At 61.8% G+C, this 14,772-nt stretch carries 11 protein-coding genes and 1 pseudogene; 8 read left to right on the top strand and 4 right to left on the bottom strand.

What is annotated here, in order from left to right:
- Positions 1 to 128 precede the first annotated feature (128 nt).
- The 5 genes and pseudogenes from recG to E0H22_RS26050 form a co-directional block, all read left to right on the top strand.
- A complete protein-coding gene (recG, locus tag E0H22_RS14530; RefSeq protein WP_233021721.1) occupies positions 129 to 2,234 on the top strand; it encodes an ATP-dependent DNA helicase RecG in 2,106 nt (701 codons plus the stop codon).
- Between the two features lie 83 nt (positions 2,235 to 2,317).
- Positions 2,318 to 2,992 carry a response regulator transcription factor gene (locus E0H22_RS14535; RefSeq protein ID WP_233021722.1) on the top strand — a complete coding sequence of 225 codons (675 nt, stop codon included), beginning with the start codon at positions 2,318 to 2,320 and terminating at the stop codon, positions 2,990 to 2,992.
- Positions 2,989 to 4,356, top strand: a complete 1,368-nt coding sequence (locus E0H22_RS14540) for a sensor histidine kinase (protein WP_233021723.1) — start codon at positions 2,989 to 2,991, stop codon at positions 4,354 to 4,356. Before E0H22_RS14535 ends, E0H22_RS14540 begins: the two co-directional genes overlap by 4 nt.
- A 145-nt stretch (positions 4,357 to 4,501) precedes the next feature.
- Positions 4,502 to 5,089: a class I SAM-dependent methyltransferase gene (locus tag E0H22_RS14545; protein WP_233021724.1), complete on the top strand. Its 588-nt coding sequence runs from the start codon at positions 4,502 to 4,504 to the stop codon at positions 5,087 to 5,089.
- Positions 5,090 to 5,167: 78 nt separating this feature from the next.
- Positions 5,168 to 5,521 (top strand): annotated as a pseudogene (locus tag E0H22_RS26050) (DedA family protein); the annotation flags it as partial.
- 199 nt (positions 5,522 to 5,720) lie between these two features.
- Here the strand turns inward: E0H22_RS26050 and E0H22_RS14550 are convergent.
- The 3 genes from E0H22_RS14550 to glmU all read right to left on the bottom strand — a co-directional run bounded on the left by E0H22_RS14550 (position 5,721) and on the right by glmU (position 10,297).
- Positions 5,721 to 6,485: a DUF502 domain-containing protein gene (locus E0H22_RS14550; protein WP_233021725.1), complete on the bottom strand. Its 765-nt coding sequence runs from the start codon at positions 6,483 to 6,485 to the stop codon at positions 5,721 to 5,723.
- Between the two features lie 192 nt (positions 6,486 to 6,677).
- Positions 6,678 to 8,504 (bottom strand): glutamine--fructose-6-phosphate transaminase (isomerizing), encoded by a 1,827-nt coding sequence (gene glmS, locus E0H22_RS14555; protein ID WP_233021726.1) that lies wholly within the window; start codon positions 8,502 to 8,504, stop codon positions 6,678 to 6,680.
- 440 nt (positions 8,505 to 8,944) lie between these two features.
- The gene (gene glmU, locus E0H22_RS14560) at positions 8,945 to 10,297 is read right to left on the bottom strand and encodes a bifunctional UDP-N-acetylglucosamine diphosphorylase/glucosamine-1-phosphate N-acetyltransferase GlmU (RefSeq protein ID WP_233021727.1); all 1,353 of its coding nucleotides are present in this window, start codon (positions 10,295 to 10,297) and stop codon (positions 8,945 to 8,947) included.
- A 159-nt stretch (positions 10,298 to 10,456) separates the two neighbouring features.
- Between glmU and E0H22_RS14565 the strand changes: the two genes are divergently transcribed.
- On the top strand, positions 10,457 to 11,725 hold the full coding sequence (locus tag E0H22_RS14565; RefSeq protein ID WP_233021728.1) for a hypothetical protein: 1,269 nt from the start codon (positions 10,457 to 10,459) through the stop codon (positions 11,723 to 11,725).
- A 116-nt stretch (positions 11,726 to 11,841) separates the two neighbouring features.
- Positions 11,842 to 12,222, top strand: coding sequence for a hypothetical protein (locus E0H22_RS14570; RefSeq protein WP_233021729.1), 381 nt, complete (start codon positions 11,842 to 11,844; stop codon positions 12,220 to 12,222).
- Here E0H22_RS14570 and E0H22_RS14575 read toward each other — a convergent pair.
- Complete coding sequence (locus tag E0H22_RS14575; protein WP_233026374.1) at positions 12,182 to 13,753, bottom strand: glycoside hydrolase family 17 protein; 1,572 nt, start codon at positions 13,751 to 13,753, stop codon at positions 12,182 to 12,184. The genes E0H22_RS14570 and E0H22_RS14575 overlap by 41 nt on opposite strands.
- Positions 13,754 to 14,051: 298 nt before the next feature.
- Here E0H22_RS14575 and E0H22_RS14580 point away from each other — a divergent pair, with 298 nt between their 5' ends.
- Positions 14,052 to 14,627, top strand: a complete 576-nt coding sequence (locus E0H22_RS14580) for a beta-1-3, beta-1-6-glucan biosynthesis protein (protein ID WP_233021730.1) — start codon at positions 14,052 to 14,054, stop codon at positions 14,625 to 14,627.
- Positions 14,628 to 14,772 lie beyond the last annotated feature (145 nt).

Below are 14,772 nucleotides of genomic sequence, written 5' to 3' on the forward strand. Positions count from 1 at the left end.
TATAGCGACCATGGGGGGCGTTGTCAGCACCTCAAGCATGCAAAGGGGGGCTGCGCGGATTGCTTTCCCTCCAAAATGGTTTCAAGTCTGGCGATATCGGCCTCCGAGGCTGTTCCGCGAGTCGAGCGATGCGCCCTGACGTTCTCAATCCTCTGTTTGCGCCGATCACGACCATGACCGGGATCGGCCCAAAGCAGGACAAGCTGTTCCGCTTCCTGCTCGGCCGCGAAGAGCCTCCGCGCATCGTCGATCTGCTGCTGCACCTGCCCGCCAGCGTCATCGATCGCCGCCATCGCCCCAAGATCAACGAGGCCGAGATCGGGACCATGGTGACGCTCGAGGTGATCGTGGAGCGGCACCGGCCGCCGCCGCCCGGCCGCTCCCGCGCGCCGCATCTCGTCTATTGCACCGACGATACCGGGACGGTCATCCTGACCTATTTCCGGACTTTTCCGGGACAGATCGAAAAACTGCTGCCGCTCGGCGCGAAGCGTTACGTCTCCGGCACAACGCAGCTGTTCGACGGCATGCTGCAGATCACGCATCCCGATCGCGTGGTGGATGAGGAAGGATTCGCAAAACTCTCAGGGATCGATGCGGTCTATCCGCTGACCCAAGGTCTGGCCATCACGGCGTTGCGCAAAGCGATCGCGCAGGCACTCACCAAGCTGCCGGAGTTGCCCGAATGGATCGGCGCCGACGTCATTCGCCGCTGTAAGTTTCCGTCATTCAGCCAAGCCCTGCAGCGCGTCCACGTTCCGGAGGAAACCACCGACATCCTGCCGGACGGCCCGTTCTGGTCACGCCTCGCTTATGACGAACTGCTCGCCGGCCAGCTCGCATTGGCACTGGTACGCGCGCAATTGCGCCGCCCGGCGGGAGATCGCAATGCCGGCGACGGCGGGTTGCGGCGAAAGGTCATCGATGCCCTGCCCTATGCGCTGACGCCATCGCAGCAGCAGGCATCGGCCGCCATTGCCGACGACCTCACCCTGCCCGTCCGGATGCTGCGGCTACTGCAGGGCGACGTCGGCTCGGGCAAAACGGTGGTGGCGTTGCTGGCCGCCGCGGCCGTGGCAGAAGTCGGGAAGCAGGCCGCCTTGATGGCCCCGACGGAAATCCTTGCGCGCCAGCACGTCAAGACCATCGCGCCGCTCGCCGAACGTGCCGGGCTGCGCGTCGCCATCCTCACCGGCCGTGAAAAAGGACGCGAGCGCAAGGACATTCTCACGCGGCTGGAAGCTGGCGAGATCGACTTCCTCGTCGGCACCCACGCGCTGATCCAGGACGACGTGATCTTCAAATCGCTGGCGCTTGCCGTCGTCGATGAGCAGCATCGTTTCGGCGTGCGCGAACGCCTTGCGCTCACCAATAAGGGCACAGCCGTGGATGTATTGGTGCTGTCCGCGACACCGATCCCGCGCACGCTGGTGCTGACCTATTTCGGCGACATGGATATCTCGGAGCTGCGGGAGAAACCGGCCGGCCGCCAGCCGATCGAGACCCGCACTCTTTCAGCGAGCCGTCTTGCCGAAATCGTCGATGGCATCGGCCGTGCCGTGGACGCGGGCAAGCTGATCTACTGGATCGTGCCGCTGGTGGAAGAGTCCGAGATGGACGGACCGAAACTAACCAATGCGGAGGAGCGGTTCGAGTATCTGCAGCAACGCTTCGGCGACAAGGTCGGCCTCGTCCATGGCCGTATGCGCGGGCTGGAGAAAGACGCCGCAATGGCGCGCTTCGCAAGTGGCGCAACGCAGGTTCTCGTCGCGACCACGGTTGTGGAAGTCGGCGTCGATGTGCCCGCTGCGACCATCATGGTGATCGAGAACGCCGAGCGTTTCGGCCTCGCACAGCTGCATCAGCTCCGCGGTCGTATCGGCCGCGGCTCGGAAGCATCGACCTGCCTTCTGCTTTATCGCGAGCCGCTCGGCGAGATCGCCCGGAAGCGCCTGACCGTGATCAAGGACAGCACCGATGGTTTCCGGATCGCCGAAGAGGACCTCAAGTTGCGTGGCGAGGGCGACGTCCTTGGAACGCGGCAGAGCGGCCTGCCCGGCTATCGCATTGCGCGCTCCGAAGTCCATGCACAGTTCATCACGCAGGCGCGTGATGAAGCACTACGGATTCTGCAGGAAAATCCGAAACTCATCGGCCAGCGTGGCGAGGCACTGCGGTGTCTTCTCTACTTGTATGAGCGCGACGAGGCGATATCGCTGCTCGGAGCGGGATAGGCCGTTCAATGACGCGTAATGTTGTGGCAATGTTCCCGGACCATTTTCTGGCCTTGGCATGATGAAGCGAACAGGATGATTGCGTGCGCGTGCTCCTTGTCGAGGACGAACCGGAAATGGCTTCAGCGCTGTCAACCGCGCTCAAGGGGCACGATATGGTGGTCGATCGCGTTGCGACGGTCGGCATGGCCAGGGAGGCCATCCTCACGAACAGCTATGGAGCCATATTGCTCGATCGCCAGTTGCCTGACGGCGATGGACTCGCGCTGATCCCCAATTTGAGAGCCCACGGCATACAAACTCCGATTATTGTCCTGACGGCACGGGGCGACCTCGCCGACCGCATCGCTGGATTGGATACCGGCGCCGATGACTATCTCGGCAAGCCATTTGCGATCGAGGAACTGCTCGCGCGGCTCCGCGCCGTATTGCGCCGGCGGAGCGACATGCCGACCGAAACACTGCAGCTTGGCCGCCTCACCTACAATGCCGATCACCGCGAAGCGAGTATTGGCGGTATCGTGCTCGCGCTCCCCCGTCGCGAGCTGTTGGTGCTCGAGACATTGATGCGACGTTCCGGTCGCACGGTCGCACGGTCCACACTTGAGGAAGCTGTCTACGGCTTTGATGACGAAATTCAGTCCAACGCGCTGGATACCCATGTTTCACGTTTGCGGCGCAAACTCGCAGAAAACGACGCAGGCGTCGAGATACACGCCATTCGTGGGCTCGGCTATCTGATCAAGCGCACGTCATGAGCGCGCTTCGCCGTACGTCGTTGCGTTGGGTTTTGGTCAATCGGCTCGTCAGCCTTCAGGCAATGATGCTCACCGGCTTGGTCCTGGCCGTGGTGGGCGGGTTATGGGCGGGCGGCTATCTCGTCGCGCTTGAGCCCGAGGACGAGACCATCAGCGTAATCGAGGGTGCCCTCGACCGCGATCCTGCGGGCACTCTGGTCGTTCGCGAGACCGTCGCGCTTGCACAGCAGCGCGCCACGATGCCGGAACTGTGGTTCGTGATTCGGGACGGCAAAGGTGCCCGCATTTCACAAGGCAATGTGCCTCCCGAATTCGCGCATATAGGCGATGCGCTCGACGATATCGGGCAGGCCCGGCTTGGCTGGAACGTCGGCGACACACCGCGCGCCACCGCGAGAATGCGTTGGGTCGACAGCGCCGCAGGACGTGTACAGATCCTCGCCGGCGCTGGCGGCACAGTGCCATGGCATCGCCTCGCCCTCGCTATCCTTACGTTGTTCATCAGCGTGGTGTTGCCGATCCTTGCCGTGATGACTTTGACGACATTGATCGCCACCCCCGTCGTGGTCCGACGCGCACTGCTCGGTCTTAACGATACGGCGGCACAAACAGAACGGATCGACATCGACAGACGCGGGGCACGCGTTTCGCTGGATCGTGTCCCCGAGGAAATTGTCCCGTTGGTGGCCGCGATAAACGGCGCGCTGCGCCGCCTCGACGATGGCTACGAGCGTCGCCAAAGATTCCTTGTCGATGCCGCCCATGAACTGCGAACCCCGATTGCCATCCTGCAAATTCGCATCGAGTCGATCGAACCGGGACCATACAAAGCCCGCCTGCTCGAAGATGTCCGGCGCCTGGCGATTCTGGCCGAACAGTTGCTCGACAGCGAGCGGTTGAGGCAATCGGTTGTACCACGGTCCGATATCGATCTCGTCGATGTGACGCAGCATGTGACCTCGGACCTTGCTCCTCTCGCCATCGCGGCCGGCTACGAAATCGCATACGAAAACAGCGTAGAGCGAGCCCCGATGTCGGGAGATCAAGGAGCTCTGGAGCGTGCACTCGCGAATCTGATCCACAATGCCATCGAACATGGCGGGCGCCACGGCAAGATCGTCGTCAGCGTCACCTCGACCTCGATCTCGGTGACCGACCAGGGTCCCGGCATCGCGCCTGAAGACCGGGAACACGTGTTCGAACCTTTCTACCGAATCAACGGTGGATCGCGCGGAGCAGGCCTCGGCCTCAATCTGGTTCGCGAGATCGTCCAGCTCCATGATGGAACGGTTGAAATTCATGAAGGATCGAACGGCGGCACGCGTGTCACAATGACGTTCGGCAAACGACGTTCGCTCCGTTAACGCTGACGCTCCAGAGGTCCGCATTTATCGAGGCGCCTTATTTCAGCTTGAGCCGCATGACGTCATGTTCGCTCAATCTCCATTCCGCATATCGCAGCTTCGCCGACCATGATGCTCGGCACTGCGTGCGAAATGGACACTCTTCATGACAGCAAATGGCTTGCTCCTATTCCTCCGATCTCTCGCGGCTGAACCTCGCATGGTCGGAGCGGTTGTACCGTCTGGCTCCGCACTCGCCAACCTGATTACGCAGGATATCAACGGTGCTACAGGCAAGGTTCTCGAACTCGGCCCGGGCACCGGCGTCCTTACGGCGGCACTGTTGCAGCGAGGCGTAAGGGAGTCGGATTTGACGCTGATCGAATACGGCTCCGACTTCATGCGCTTGCTGCAGCAGCGATTTCCACATGCGCGAGTATTGTGGATGGACGCCGCCTGGATCTCGCCGCAGAAACTCTTCGCTCCCGAGACATTCGGTGCCGTCGTGAGCGGACTTCCCTTGCTCAACATCGCGGAGCAGAAGGTCGACGCGATCCTTTCCGGAGTCTTTGCCAGCCTCAAGCCGGGCGGTGCGATGTATCAGTTCACTTATGGCGTTCGCTGCCCGATCAGCCATTCACAACTGGAGCGCCATGGTCTTCAAGCGTCATGTGCCGGCCGCGTGCTAATGAATGTGCCGCCTGCTTCGGTCTATCGAATCTCTCGTCGTCCGGCTCGTCAAGCATCGGAATAAAGGCCCATGGAGACAGCCCTATCCGATGCTATCGCTCGCTGCATTCAGGCTGGCCCGATTGGAATTGTCGGACTCGGCATGGCGGAGAAGCTGTTTCCGTTCGTGCCGTCTTACGCTGCATTTGTCGCGCTCGGTATCGCGATTGCAGCCCAACAGAGCGACCTCGCAACAGCTATTCCGGCGCTTGCATTCGGCTCAACGCTCGGTTCGCTGGGCTGGTATGCCATTGGCCTAGCGCTGGGGAAACAACGTAGTGAAATATTAGTCAAGCGCTTCGGCCGCTATATGGGATTGACGCCTTCCCTCTATCTGCGCGCCACGACAGCATTCCAGCGACATCTGTTCTTGATCATTGCCGGCAGCCAGACGATCCCCGTCGTCAGAGTTTACATAGCGATCCCTGCTGGCGTCCTCAGCGTATCGCTCATGCAGTTTCTGCCAGGAACCTTCGTTGGCAGTTTGGCATGGAGCGGGCTCCTGCTCGCTTTGGGGTTCTGGATTGGAGATACAAGTGCGAACCCAGCAGTCGCAGGCGTAGCTGCCGTAACGGCATTGATCGCACTTGAATCCGTAATCCTATATGGTTGCCGTCGTTTCAGGAGACGGCAGCCCCAAACATGCCCACCAGACTCTATTCTACCTTCGCAGGCTGTTTCACAGCCTGTACCGCCCGCGACTTCTTCGCCATCTCAGCCAGCGCAGCGATCTTCTTCTGTGGATCGGAACCTGGCTGCACAACGCCCGCCGACATGATCAGTGTCGCCGCCGCTTCGGCCGACATATCGATTTCGATCAGTTTACTCTTCGGCACATAAAAGAAAAAGCCGGTGGTCGGATTCGGCGCACAAGGCAGGAACACAGAGATGTGCTCCTCCTCACTCGGAAGCTTACTCGAAACCTCGGCACTCGGCGGCTGCGAGATCAGCACGATCGACCACATACCTGGTGATGGAAACTCCACCATGCCGACTTTGCGGAAACTCGATCCATTACCCGAAAACAGCGTTTCGAATACCTGCTTAAGGCCACGATAGATCGCACGCACCACCGGCATGCGGCCGAGCAGATTCTCGCCGAGATCAACCAGCGAACGACCGATCAGATTGGCGGTCAAGAAGCCAAGCAGCGTCAACGCGACGAAGGCAACCACGAGCCCGGAGCCGGGAATCCCGTAAGGTAGCCATTGTTCAGGCCGATAGGCCTCCGGCACCAGCGGACGGACGATCGCATCGACCCAGGTGACGAACCACCAGGTCAGATAGAACGTAATGGCAATGGGGCCGGCCACGATCAGGCCGGTGAGAAAATAATTGCGAATGCGCGCCATGAAGCCCCGCGGAGCATCATGCGGCAGTTCGCCCGGAGGCGGGGTCGGCGGCAGTTCGGAGGGCTGCATCAAACTCTCGGCGTCAACATCTGCGGAGGCGGCGAACATCGGCTCGCCGCTCCCCTTGCCGGGCATCCTAGCAGGATTTTGCCAGTACGGGGAAAGTCACCTTTTTGAAGATCGCCATCGGATCGTCCAAAAGTAGAATACAACCTGTTGAACCTCCACGGTCCGGGCCGCTGGAGCCTGCGACAATCCGGCCTACTCCACCGTCACCGATTTGGCGAGATTGCGCGGCTGGTCCACGTCGGTGCCCATGACAACGGCTGTGTGATAGGCGAGCAATTGCACCGGAACGGCATAGACCAACGGGGTAAAAGCTGCGGGCATGTCCGGCATCACGATGGTCACCATTGAGTCCACGGTGGCTTCCTCCGCGCCCTTGGCATCCGTCATCAGAATGATGCGGCCTCCCCGGGCAGCGACTTCCTGCATATTCGAGACTGTTTTGTCGAACACCTTGTCATAGGGCGCGATCACGACCACCGGCATGCTTTCATCGATCAGCGCAATTGGCCCGTGCTTGAGCTCGCCGGCGGCATAACCTTCCGCGTGGATGTAGGAGATTTCCTTCAGCTTCAGCGCGCCTTCCAGTGCCAACGGATAACTGGTGCCCCGGCCGAGATAGAGCACGTCCTGCGATTTGGAGAGGTCGCGGGCGAGCTTCTCGATCTCATGTTCATGCGTCAGCGCTTCAGTCATCAAGCGCGGAATCTCCACAAGACCATGTACGAGCTTGGCCTCGTCGGCATCGGACAGCTCGCCCCTTGCCTTGCCGGCAGCAACAGCGAGCGCAGCCAAGGTCATCAGCTGGCAGGTAAAGGCCTTGGTGGAGGCGACACCGATCTCAGGACCTGCCAGGGTCGGCATCACCGTCTCGCTTTCGCGCGCAATCGTCGATGTCGGCACATTGACGACGGCGAGAGTGTGCATGCCCTCGGCCTTGGCATAACGCAGCGCAGCCAGTGTGTCAGCCGTTTCGCCGGACTGCGAAATGAAGATCGCCAGATCGCCCTTACGGACCGGCGCCTCACGATAGCGGAATTCGGAGGCGACATCGACCTCGACCGGCAGGCGCGCAAAGCGCTCGAACCAGTATTTTGCAACAAATCCGGCCAGACTCGCAGTGCCGCAAGCGGCGATCGAAATGCGCTGAACGTTCCTGAAGTCGAAGGGCAGTTCGGTCGGCAACGAAATGCGTTCGTTCGCCATATCCACATAGCGCGCCAGCGTATGACCGATGACTTCCGGCTGCTCGTGAATCTCCTTCGCCATGAAGTGGCGATAATTGGCCTTGTCGACCATGAAGGCCGACGCGCCCGACTTCAGCAGTTCACGCTTCGCAGGCCTGTTGCTCCCGTCGAAAATCTCGCAGCCCTTGCGGTTCAGCACCACCCAGTCGCCGTCCTCGAGATAGCAAATGTCATCCGTAAAGGGCGCCAGGGCGATGGCATCGGAGCCCAGATACATCTCGCCATCACCAAAACCGACTGCGAGCGGCGATCCCTTGCGGGCGCCGATCATCAGGTCGTCTTGTTGCTTGAACACGAAGGCCAGTGCGAAAGCCCCCTTCAGGCGCGGCAACGCCTGTTTCACGGCCTCGACGGGCGTTGCCCCCTTCTTGACGAAGGAATTGACGAGGTGTGCGACAACTTCAGTATCGGTCTCGCTCGAGAAGACCGCGCCCTGCCTCTCAAGTTCGACGCGCAACTCACGAAAATTCTCGATGATGCCGTTGTGAACGACAGCGACCCCATCGGCGGCATGCGGATGCGCATTGGCTTCGGTCGGCTTGCCGTGGGTGGCCCAGCGCGTATGCCCGATCCCGACATGGCCCTTAAGCGGCGCCTTGCCGAGCTTGGCTTCCAGATTCCTGAGCTTGCCTTCGGCGCGGCGACGCGTCAGCGCGCCGTCTTCCAATGTCGCGACACCTGCAGAATCGTAGCCGCGATATTCGAGCCGCTTCAGCGAATCCACAATCTGCTCAGCGACCGGGCCGCGCCCCAGAATTCCGACGATGCCGCACATGGGTGAATTGATCTCCAATGGAAACGAATTGGGCGCGAACGGCCCGACGCAGGTGTCTGGCCCCTCTTAGCGACAATCGCAAAATCATTGATACTCAAGAATTATTGCCGATTGAGACAAGTCGACGGATGTATGCGACGATTTCGCTGCACGCATTTAACAAAGCCTCAACGTATTCGCACGACCCTTTCCACTGAAGTGGAGTGCATGCCATGTGGGAGCCGCGCGATCCGAGAGAGCCTCGATCCATCGCCGTAACGCGGCTGCGTCATATCGAGATGCACACCAGTCGCCTTGCCCGCTGGCCGCCGCCAATGCGCGACGCCGTCGCACCGCCACCGCACGAACCGCCACCGAACACCTTACCGGAGGAGTCGATCAAGCCACCGCCGCGCCGAAACTGGTTCCTCAAACGGAAGGAAGGCGCCTGACGGATGCCCTCACTTGGGCTTCTTCGATCCCGTATACTTGTCGCGGAAGCGCCTACCCCAGCCTTCCCTAGTGGAGACCTCGTTGCGCTCTACGGCCAACGCATCGTCCGGCACGTCGCGAGTAATCACCGAGCCTGAGCCGATATAGGCTCCACTACCGATCTTTACCGGTGCAACCAATGAGGAGTTCGAACCAACGAAGGCACCGGCACCAATGATCGTCTTGCTCTTGTTGAATCCGTCATAGTTGCAAGTGATCGTCCCGGCCCCGATATTCGCCCCTGCGCCGATCTCGCTGTCCCCGATATAGGTCAGGTGGTTGACCTTTACTCCGGCCGCCAGCTTGGCCGCTTTGGTCTCCACGAAATTACCGATCCGAGCTCCCTCGCCCAACGAGGTACCCGGCCGGAGCCGTGCATAGGGGCCGACCGAGACCGCCTTGCCAATCTCAGCCTGCACGATGTGCGAGAAGGCGTGGATCACGGCTCCATCGGCGATACTGACGCCCGATCCGATGACCACATATTGCTCGATCGTCACGTCCTTGCCGAAGGTTGTATCGGCAGACAGATGCACCGTCTCCGGCGCAACGAGGGTGACGCCCGCATCGAGCGCCGCCCTGCGCAGCCTTGTCTGCATGATAGCCTCTGCCTCGGCGAGCTGTGTCTTGGTGTTGATGCCGCGCACTTCGTCCTCATCGGTCTCGATAACAATTGCCTTGAGGCTCATGCTGCGGACGATCTCGACAGCGTCCGTCAAATAATATTCGCCCTTGCTATTGGCGTTCCCGATCTTCTCGATCACCTCAAGCGCGGTCGTGCCGGCAAAAGCCATCACGCCGGCATTGCAGAGATCGATTCTCCGCTCGGCCTCGCTCGCATCCGCCTCTTCACGAATGGCCACCAATTGTCCGTCCGCAACCAGCAAGCGCCCGTAACCGCCCGGCGCCTTTGCACGAAAACCGAGCACCGCCAGGGCGGCACCGTCCTTGAGCGGTGCCCGCAGCCGCTCGAAAGTCTCCGACGAGATCAACGGCGTATCGCCGAACGCAATCAGTAGATCGTCTGCGCCCCTCGCGATGGCGTCCTTCGCAGCCAGCACCGCATGAGCCGTGCCGAGCCGTTCGTTCTGGACGAATGTCGTGGCATCGGCACGGATACGTGTCGCTTCGGCAGCGACATCCTCGCGATCCGGTCCGACCACGACCGCAAGCGCGGACCCCGCCCCTTGGGGCGCCGCCATGACGACATGGGCGAGCAGCGACTGGTTCGCCACCTGATGCAACACCTTCGGCAGTGACGATCGCATGCGCGTCCCCTCGCCGGCTGCGAGTACAATCGTAAGGCTGGTCCTGCCGGTCATCGCAAAGTCCTCGTTTCCGCTTCGCGGACGTCATAGCGGCTTTTCGCCGTCGCCGGAAATCGCTTTCCGCTGCGTCCGGCTTTCACGACGACCGGCTGGCGACGGTTTCCTGATAATGTTGGATTGTGATTCGGGGCGATGGGACGACGCAGACGTCGGATGGCTGACAAGCGCGACCAGTGGGCGGAGTCCTTTTCAGCCGAGCCGCAAGGCGGCTGGATGACGGGATTTCTCGCAGATGAAGAAAAAGGTGTCCGGCGTCTGATGTGGCGATTGGGATCTTGGGGCGTGGCTGCCGTTTGCGCGGTCGCGGTCGCTGTCCTTGCCGGCCGGTACGAGATTCAGTTGCGCAGTGATCAGTTCGCCATCGCCGATGCACAGAGCCGCCAGGAGCAGCAGCTCCACCGACTGACACGGGAAGCGCAGGTGGAGAACCGGCGGCTCTCCCAGGCCATCGACACCCTGAATAGCGACCGCGATCGCCTGTTCGCGCGCATGGCGTCGGTGGAACAAGGCCTGGAATCGGCCACCGGGTCGATCCTTGCCCGACCCGCCCTACCACCCCCGCCCCCGCGAGAGCCGCCGCCACAGGTCGCAGCGCCTGCGTCCCAGCCGTCACCGCCTCCATCCATATTGACGGAGCCGAAGACTGCTGCGACGCCGGCAGACCTTCCGACTCTGCCGATCAAGCCGCCCGAGAACTCACCACCCGACGCCACTGCAAAGGTGGTGATTGAGCCACCGTCCACACCGCGCACGGCGACGCCTGCCGCTTCCACGACGCCAAAATCCGACGACACAACTGGTTCGGAACCAGCCGCCGCAACAGCCGAGCCTCGATCCGTCGCACCGAAAGCGCTTGAACCGGCTCCTCCCGTGCAAACGGCTGCGATCGCCCTGGCGCCGGCCGAGGTGGCGACACCGGTCGCGCGGACCGACTTCGGAGTGGATATCGGCGGTGCCAACTCCGTCGATGGTCTGCGCGCAATCTGGCACGGCCTGTCGAAAACGCCGGCCCTGAACGGGCTGCACCCAATCATCGTGGTGCGCGAACGCAGGAATGGCCTCGGTATGCAGCTCCGTCTGGTGGTCGGGCCGCTCACCGACGCCGCCGCGGCCGCGCGCATTTGTGCGACCCTGGCAGAGAGCAAGCGCGCCTGCGAGACTTCGGTATTCGACGGTCAGCGCCTGGCTCTGAAGAACGAGGCCGCTTCGGTGGAGTCACCAGCGGCTTCGCCTCCGGCCGTCCCCAAACCGCCCCGGCCACCGCATCAGCGCCGAGTGGCACCGAAACCGGAACCGGCTCCCGCGCCGAAACCGGAACAGCGATCGGAGCACCCCCAGCCCAAGCCCGTCGAGGAAGCACAGATACAAGCGCCCAAACCGACGCCCTCGCTATCCACGATCCTCGGCTTTAGCCGAGAGTAAGATTGCTTGCACCGGGAACTGGTTGAAGAGAGAAGCTCAAGCAAATCCTCACGAGCATGAGTACGCGACTGCTTGCCGGCTTGTCCGCAGGCCCTAACCGCAGCATAGTCAGGACCATGAAAAAAGATCCCTTCCGCCTCAGCCCCTACGAAGTCCAGTGGTTACTCGTCGTCGGTTTCGCCACCGTCGGCTACGCGATCTACCTGCGTTACATGGCCATCGAAATGTCCACGGTAGCGCTGGCCTGCGATGCGGGGTCCCAGACCTTGCTGTGCAAGAGCAGGCTGGTAGCGACCTATCTGTTCAAGAATTCGGTGCTTGGCATCGCCGCGATCGTGATCGCGGCGCTCAATCTGCTCAGGCCCTCGATCGTGCTGATCACCGGCGCTGTCGTCGCCGCCGGTCTCGGCATCGTGCTCTACAACATCGCCCTGTCAGGTATCGCGATCGGCCTGCTCATCCTTGGATTTGCGCGGCCCGCGCCCGCCACAGCGTAATGGCGAAAAGTAGATAAACTGCACAAGTCCACAATGACTGCCAGTTATCCGGCCCCTCGTTGAACCCGATATAGACCAGCGAAGCCACCAGCAGACCGGCAAAGGTGGCTTCGGCGATCGGACGCGTCCCTTCAGCGCGCCGGTTCACCGTCATCAGACCGGCGAACGGCACCACCGCCATGGTCAGAGCGGCGAACGGGAAATCGCGATAGCGCGGATCGAACACGAAGCCGAGCGCGGTCTGTGCCGCGATCAGCGCGGTCACGATCAGGGTCAAGCCCAGCAGAACCGTGATGACATTCCGGTTCTGGTAGGGGCGCGGCCCCAGCAGTTCCAGGAATGTCGGCAGCGAACGCCCCGACATGGTCGCATAGGTGCAGAGCAGCGGCGACAGCACGCCGGCAGCCAGCAGAGCCCCCCACTGAATCCAGCGGCCGGTGCCATAACTTTCATAAAGCAGCTTGTCGACGGCAACGCCGAGCAAAGCGCCGGCGACAGTCGCCGAGACCGCCACCGTCAGCCACGCCGAGAATCGCGGCGACCAGGGTTTGCGGCGCAAGGTCAGCATTCCGGTCAAAAACACCAATACGCTCAGACCGAGGCCCAGGCCCATATGCAGCTTCCAGGCGGGATAGTTGCTGATCGGCACGCCCGCCGGATATTTCAGCGCACGCGCGTCGGCGTCATAGAGTCCCCAATATCCCCCCACGGTGCCCTCGAGATCGCGCTTCCATGGCTGATCATAGGCCTCGATCAGATTGACCCGAAAACCCTCGCGCTTGGCGAGATCGAGGATTTCCGACACCACCTGCGCCTGGTTGTCTCGGGACGGGAGGGCACCCTCACGCATGCGGCCGGCGCTCGGCCAGCCGGTCTCGCCAATCAGAATTTCTTTGCCCGGAAACGCCACAGCGACGCGCTTACGGATCGAATCCACGTGCGCTGCAGCATTCTTGGCGCGAATCGGGAGGTCTTCCCAGTAGGGCAGGATGTGGATGGTGACGAAGTCGATGGCGTCGTAGAGCTCGCGATTCTTCAGCCAGAACTCCCAGACATCGGCATAGGTCACCGGCAGCTTGCCGACCTGAGCCTTCATCGAGCGGATATTGCCGATCAGATCGGCGGCCGTCATTTCGCCGCGCAGCAGTACCTCGTTGCCCACCACGACGCCCGTAATGACGTTCGGATACTGCTTGGTCAGCTCGACCACCCCGGCGATCTGGGCAGCGTTCTTCAGGCGGTTGCTGCCGAGCCAGACGCCCTGCAGCACCTTGAGCCCGACCTTGGCCGCCAGCTCCGGCACCTGATCCAGACCGTTGTCGATGGAATAGGTGCGCACGCATTTCGAGATTTGCGCCAATTGCACCATGTCGGCAGCAATTTGTGCCGCGGGAATGATTGCGGTCGAGTTCAGCGGGGTCTGCTCGCCGCGAAATGGCGCATAGGACACGCATTCCAGCTTGGCGGCAGGGTCGATCGGGGCGCGCACGAGCGAGACCGGCGTGGCGAGCCACCACCACACCGCTGCGATCGTACCGAGTGAGATAAGGAGAAGCGCCAGCGGCGTGCGGTAGGAAATTGGTTCCGTCCTCCAGAAAACGTTCGTCGATTAGCTTGTCGGCGCCGATCTGCCAAGTGCGCGACAACCACGGTCGGGTGATTGCCCACTCTCTCTCGCCACGGAAATGAGACCAACTTCGGACGTTCTGGACAAAATTGAAAATGTCCGTCATGGGATTCACCTGAGGTCTTCGCCGTATTGGAGACCCATTTGCACGTCATGCCGCGACCCTGTCGGAAGGCTGACGGCCAACTTTGTCGGGGACTTTATGGGTCGACTGGTGTTCGGGTTCCAATCTGTAGTGATGCGCCGTCTGGCAACGTCGGCCTTCGCTGTCCTACTCGGTGCAAGTGCCGTGATCGCGCCGGTCACCATCGCTCTCGCCCAGGATCAAAAACCTGCGGCAAATGCGCCGACCACGCCCGCCGACGTCGCCCGCGAAGGCCAGAAGCGCGCCGACGAATTCGTCGAGGCAACTCAGGCGATCAACGGTCCCGCCGGCAATCCGGAATGCGTCTGGCTCGGCCGCCGCGTCGTTGTCCTGATGTGGCGCGACGATCTCGACACCGCCTTCCGCCATCTCGACCTTTATGACCGCTTCGGCTGTCCCGGCGGCCATGTGCAGGCGACCTTCCGCTGCCTCGTCAAGTTCGGCCCCGCGATCGACCCCAAGGTCGCGGACAGCCTCAACCGCCATGTCCATGCCTGCTGGATCAATCCAAACGCCACTCCGCAGCCGGCCGCATTGAGCCAGCCCGCGGCACCCGCGCCTGCTGCTCCGGCTGCCCAGTCTGCACCGACCGATGGCAAGCCGGACGCCAAACCGGCCGAGGCGCCTAAGTGAGCGCCAAGTAAGCTCGACGATACGGCGCACCGCCGCGTAAGCGCGGTGCGCATCCGAAACTGGTGCCGCCCTCAAAACGCCATGGCGGCAGTTGAGTTGTTGAATTCCGTGGCAGATGTTCTCTGCCCGTCGCCACTGGCCGGAC

The organism is Rhodopseudomonas boonkerdii (assembly GCF_021184025.1).
GTDB classification, from domain to species: domain Bacteria; phylum Pseudomonadota; class Alphaproteobacteria; order Rhizobiales; family Xanthobacteraceae; genus Tardiphaga; species Tardiphaga boonkerdii.